Origin of the sequence: Trebonia sp. (genome assembly GCF_049794275.1) — a bacterium.
Lineage (GTDB): Bacteria > Actinomycetota > Actinomycetes > Streptosporangiales > Streptosporangiaceae > Trebonia.
This window is the reverse complement of record NZ_JBARCR010000578.1, coordinates 1-4638: the sequence shown is the minus strand read 5'-3', so window position 1 is coordinate 4638 and position 4638 is coordinate 1. Positions and strand designations below refer to the sequence as shown.

At 71.9% G+C, this 4638-nt stretch carries 5 protein-coding genes; all 5 read left to right on the top strand.

Annotation, left to right across the window (positions count from 1 at the left end; genetic code table 11):
• Window positions 1–830: RecB family exonuclease (locus WA805_RS15705; protein WP_425242694.1), on the top strand; the 830-nt coding region annotated here is incomplete at its 5' end.
• A 46-nt stretch (window positions 831–876) separates the two neighbouring features.
• The gene (locus WA805_RS15700) at window positions 877–1968 is read left to right on the top strand and encodes an MBL fold metallo-hydrolase (protein WP_422339714.1); all 1092 of its coding nucleotides are present in this window, start codon (window positions 877–879) and stop codon (window positions 1966–1968) included.
• A 166-nt stretch (window positions 1969–2134) separates the two neighbouring features.
• Window positions 2135–2530 carry a GntR family transcriptional regulator gene (locus WA805_RS15695; protein ID WP_424564271.1) on the top strand — a complete coding sequence of 132 codons (396 nt, stop codon included), beginning with the start codon at window positions 2135–2137 and terminating at the stop codon, window positions 2528–2530.
• Window positions 2527–3429: an ABC transporter ATP-binding protein gene (locus WA805_RS15690; RefSeq protein WP_425242693.1), complete on the top strand. Its 903-nt coding sequence runs from the start codon at window positions 2527–2529 to the stop codon at window positions 3427–3429. Before WA805_RS15695 ends, WA805_RS15690 begins: the two co-directional genes overlap by 4 nt.
• Window positions 3426–4460: an ABC transporter permease gene (locus WA805_RS15685; protein WP_425242692.1), complete on the top strand. Its 1035-nt coding sequence runs from the start codon at window positions 3426–3428 to the stop codon at window positions 4458–4460. The genes WA805_RS15690 and WA805_RS15685 overlap by 4 nt, the downstream gene beginning before the upstream one ends.
• Window positions 4461–4638: the final 178 nt, after the last annotated feature.

The following is a 4638-nucleotide window of genomic DNA, read 5'->3' as shown; positions in this document are numbered from 1 at the left end:
GCGCGGACCCCGCGCAGTGGTATGCGCTGACCGAGCTGTCCGACACCGGCCCGATCGTGCCACCGGGCGAGCGGGTCCGGCTGTCGCCGTCCCAGGTGGAGTCTTTCGCCCGCTGCGGGCTGCGCTGGCTGCTGGAGTCCGCCGCCGGCGCCGGGCAGACGGACGTGCTGCGCCACCTGGGCACCGTCATTCACGCCGCCGCCGTGCTCATCTCCGACGGCGCCGCCGAGCGCGCTGTCGCGCAGCGGATCGACGACATCTGGCACCACCTCGACTTCGGGAGCGCCTGGTACGGGTCGCGCCAGCGTGAACTCGCCGAACGCATGGTGCGGAAGTTCCTCGCCTGGCACGAGGCGAACCCGCGGGACCTGCTGGCCACCGAGCAGGCGCTGCGGGTGCGGGTCGGCCAGGTGGAGATCACCGGCCGGGTGGACCGGCTCGAGCGCGACGCGCAGGGCAGGGGCGTCATCGTGGACCTGAAGACCGGGGGGACCGCCCCCCGCGATGAGGACCTGGACCGTCACCCGCAGCTTGGCGTCTACCAGCTGGCGGTGCTGCTCGGCGCGTTCGAGGAGCTCGGCATCACCGAGCCGGGCGGCGCGGAGCTTGTACAGGTCGGAAAGGCGGGCTTCACCGCCAGGGCGCGAGTGCAGCGGCAGCGCCCGCTGTCCGACGACCCGGCGCCAGGATGGGCGAAGGATCTCGTGGACGCGGTCGCCGCCGGCATGGCGGGGCCGGTGTTCCGCGCCCGGGTGAACGCGGGCTGCCGGACCTGCCCGGTCGCCTCCTGCTGTCCGGTGCACCCGGATGGCGCGCAACTCGGCCCATGAGACGGCGACGGTACCGCCCGGTACATTTAACGGGGAGGTACCACCTGTGGATCACGTGACGAGCCGGCCGCCGGCATCGAAAGCCGCTCCGGACGACCGGTACGCCTGGACCGAGCCAGGGGTGGAAAGCCTCGGCGACGGGCTCTACAGGATCCCGCTGCCGCTGCCCGGCGACGCGCTGAAGGCGGTCAACGTCTACGCGATCGCGGGCGAGGACGGGGTGGACCTGATCGACGCGGGGATGGCGCTCGCGCAGGCGCGGGAGCGGCTGACCGAGGCGCTCGGCCAGATCGGCTACGGCCTTGGCGATATCAGGAACTTCTTCATCACGCACATCCACCAGGACCACTACACGCTGGCCGTCGAGCTGCGAACCACGCTGCGCGGCAAGATCTCGCTGGGTGAGGGCGAGCGGGTCAACATGCAGGCGATCCGCGACGTCGCCGCCGGGCGGAGCGAGATCGGCTTCATCGAGATGCTGTACGGCATGGGCGCGGCCGAGCTGGCGGAGCAGGTACGCAGCTTCATGGCGCCGCGCCTCGCCAACCCGCAGCCGCGCCTGCAGTGGTCCGACCCTGACGGCTGGCTCGCTGACGGCGCCGTGCTGGACTTGCGGTCCCGCACGCTGCGCGCGATCCACACCCCGGGCCACACGCGCGGCCACGTCGTCTTCCACGACGAGGCGGCGGGCATGCTGTTCGCCGGGGACCACGTGCTGCCGCACATCACCCCGTCGATCGGGTTCCAGCCGTCGATCACCAGGCTGGCGCTGCGCGACTACCTCGGCTCGCTGCGGCTGATGCTCACGCTGCCCGACTCGCGGCTGCTGCCCGCGCACGGCCCGGTCACCAACAGCACTCACGAGCGGGTGAACGAGCTGCTCGCCCACCACGAGACAAGGCTTGAGCAGACGCTGGCGGCCGCCAGCGCCGGGCCGGTCAGCGCGCTCGCCGCCGCCCGCATGATCCCGTGGACCCGCAGGCTGCGCAAGTTCGACGACCTCGACCCGATGAGCCAGATCCTCGCGGTCGGCGAGACCTCCGCCCACCTCGAGGTGCTGGTCATCCGCGGCCAGCTCGTCCGTGACACCTCTCCGGAGGGCGTCGACACCTACCGCCGCCCCGTCATCGTCGGCTGAGGTCACGGCGCCGCTGCCCCGCCGCGCCGCTTCTCATTCTCCTTCATCCCGAACGTACCGTGGCGTCTCGCCACGTCCTCCCGTCGCCGTCAGCCCTGGCATGCCTTGACAGGCCATGTCTGTATCTAGCTATAGTGCTATGTACCTAGATAAAGTGAGGGTAACGGTGATCGAGTTCCACCTGGACGGCAGGTCAGGCGTCGCGCCGTACATGCAGCTGATCCACCAGGTGCGGCAGGCGCTCCGGCTCGGCCTGCTGCGCAAGGGCGACCAGCTGCCGAAGGTCAAGGACGTGGCGGCCGGCCTGGCGCTCAACCCGAACACCGTGCTCAAGGCCTACCGGGAGCTGGAGTACGAGGGACTGGTGGCGGCCCGGCCCGGGATCGGGACGTTCGTGACGGGGACGCTTGGCGGCGGCGAGTCGCTGGCCGCGCATGGGCCGCTGCGCCGCGAGCTCCAGCGCTGGCTGGCGAAGGCCCGCCGCGCGGGACTGGACGACGAGTCCATCGAGGCCCTGTTCGCCAGCACCTTTCGGTCCGCGGCTGAGGAGGACATAGCGTGACCGCGGTCATCGAAACCCAGGGGCTCGGCAAGCGCTACCGGCGGCTGTGGGCGCTGTCGGAGTGCACGCTGTCAGTCCCGGCAGGACACGTCGTCGGGCTGGTCGGCCCGAACGGTGCCGGGAAGTCCACCCTGCTGAACCTCGCCGCCGGGCTGCTCGCGCCGACGACGGGCACGATCCAGGTGCTCGGCGGCCCGCCCCCGGCCGGCCCCGCGGAACTGGCCAGGGTGGGGTTCCTGGCCCAGGACGCGCCCGTCTACGGCGGGCTGACCGTGACCGGGCACCTGACGCTCGGCGCGCGGCTCAACCCGGGCTGGGACGCGGAGTTCGCGCGCGGCCGGATCGACTGGCTGGGCCTTGATCCCGGTCAGAAGGCCGGCCAGCTGTCTGGCGGCCAGCGCGCGCAGCTCGCCCTGACCCTGGCTATCGGCAAGCGACCCGACCTGCTGATCCTTGACGAGCCGGTGGCCAGTCTCGATCCGCTGGCCCGCCGGGAGTTCCTCGAGGACCTGATGGAGGCCATCGCCGAGCGGGAGCTGTCGGTGGTGCTGTCCTCGCACCTGGTGGCGGACCTGGAACGGGTCTGCGACTACCTGATTGTGCTCGTCGGGTCCCGGGTGCGGGTCGCGGGGCCGGTCGACGAGCTGCTGGCCACCCATCACCTGCTGACCGGCCCGCGCCGTGATCCGGCCACGCTGCCCGCGGGGCAGCAAGTCATCTCCGCCAGTCATACCGACCGGCAGACCACGCTGCTGATCCGCACCAGCGAGCCGGTCCTCGACCCGGCGTGGACGGTCTCCGCGGTCGCCCTGGAGGACTTGGTGCTGGCGTACATGAGGCAGGCGGCCGGAGGCGGCAGGCGCCGCGTTGCCGGTAACCAGCTGGAGGTGGGGCAATGACGTGGCTCACGTGGCGGCAGTTCCGCCCGCAGGCTGTCTCCGCGCTGGCGGCGCTGGCGGTGTTCGCGATCCTGCTCGGAGCCACCGGGCCGCACCTGGCCAGCATGTACCGCGGCAGCGGCATCGCCGGCTGCCGGAGCGGCGCCTGCGGGCAGCTGGCCGCCAACTTCCTCTTGGCGCTGAGCGGCGCCTACACGGTCGTGTTCATGCTCGGGATCGCCGCCGTCATCCTGGCGCCCGCCGTCATCGGGGTCTTCTGGGGGGCGCCGCTGGTCGCCCGCGAGTTCGAGACCGGGACGTTCCGGCTGGCCTGGATCCAGAGCATCACCCGCTCCCGGTGGATGGCCGTCAAGCTCGCGGTGCTAGGCCTGGCCTCGATCGCGGTCACCGAAGGTCTCAGCCTGCTGTACGGCTGGTGGGCGGCGCCGATCGGCCAGGCCGCCCGGCTCGCCCCCGGCAGCAATTTCCCGCTCGGCATGAGCCCGTTCGGCCTGCTCGCTTTCGACGCCCACGGCATCGTGCCGGTCGGCTACGCGGCGTTCGGCTTCACCCTGGGCGTCGCCGCCGGGGTCCTGATCCGGCGCGCGCTGCCCGCCATGGCGGTCACGCTGGTCATCTTCGCCGCCGTTCAGGTGGCCGTGCCGCTGGCGGTCCGCCCGAACCTGTTCCCGGCCGAGCGCGCCACCCAGTCGCTGACCGCGAACTTCAGCGGTCAGCAGCAAGTGGGCCGTGGCGGGGCGTTCTCGCTCGGCATCGACCGCCTGGACAGCCAGCCCGGCGCGTGGATCTTCTCCAGCCAGGCCGTGAACGCCGCCGGGCAGCCGGTCAGCGTCATGCCGGCCGCCTGCGTCAACCCGTCTGCCGGTGATTCGATGCCGTGCCTGGCCAGCCACGGCATCGTGGTCGCCGTCACCTACCAGCCCACCAGCCGTTACTGGCCCATCCAGTGGACCGAAACCGGGATCTACCTCGCCCTCGCGGCGCTGCTGGCCGGATTCTGCTACTGGCGCGTCGGCCGCCGCCTGCCCTGACGCACTTGCCCGTCCCGACGCCCGCCGAATGTCGGTGGGCTCTGATGGAATGGTGATGTGACCGAAGCGGACGTCCGGACCGAGCGCGGGATGCGGATCACGTACACCCCCGGCCAGCTGGCGCGGCTGCTGCGGCTGCCGGAGCCGACGCAGGAGCAGGCCGCCGTGATCGGCGCGC

Bases quoted from the DNA above. Each gene is read 5' to 3' on its own strand.
- WA805_RS15685 (WP_425242692.1), top strand. From the start codon at position 3,426: ATGACGTGGCTCACGTGGCGGCAGTTCCGCCCGCAGGCTGTCTCCGCG.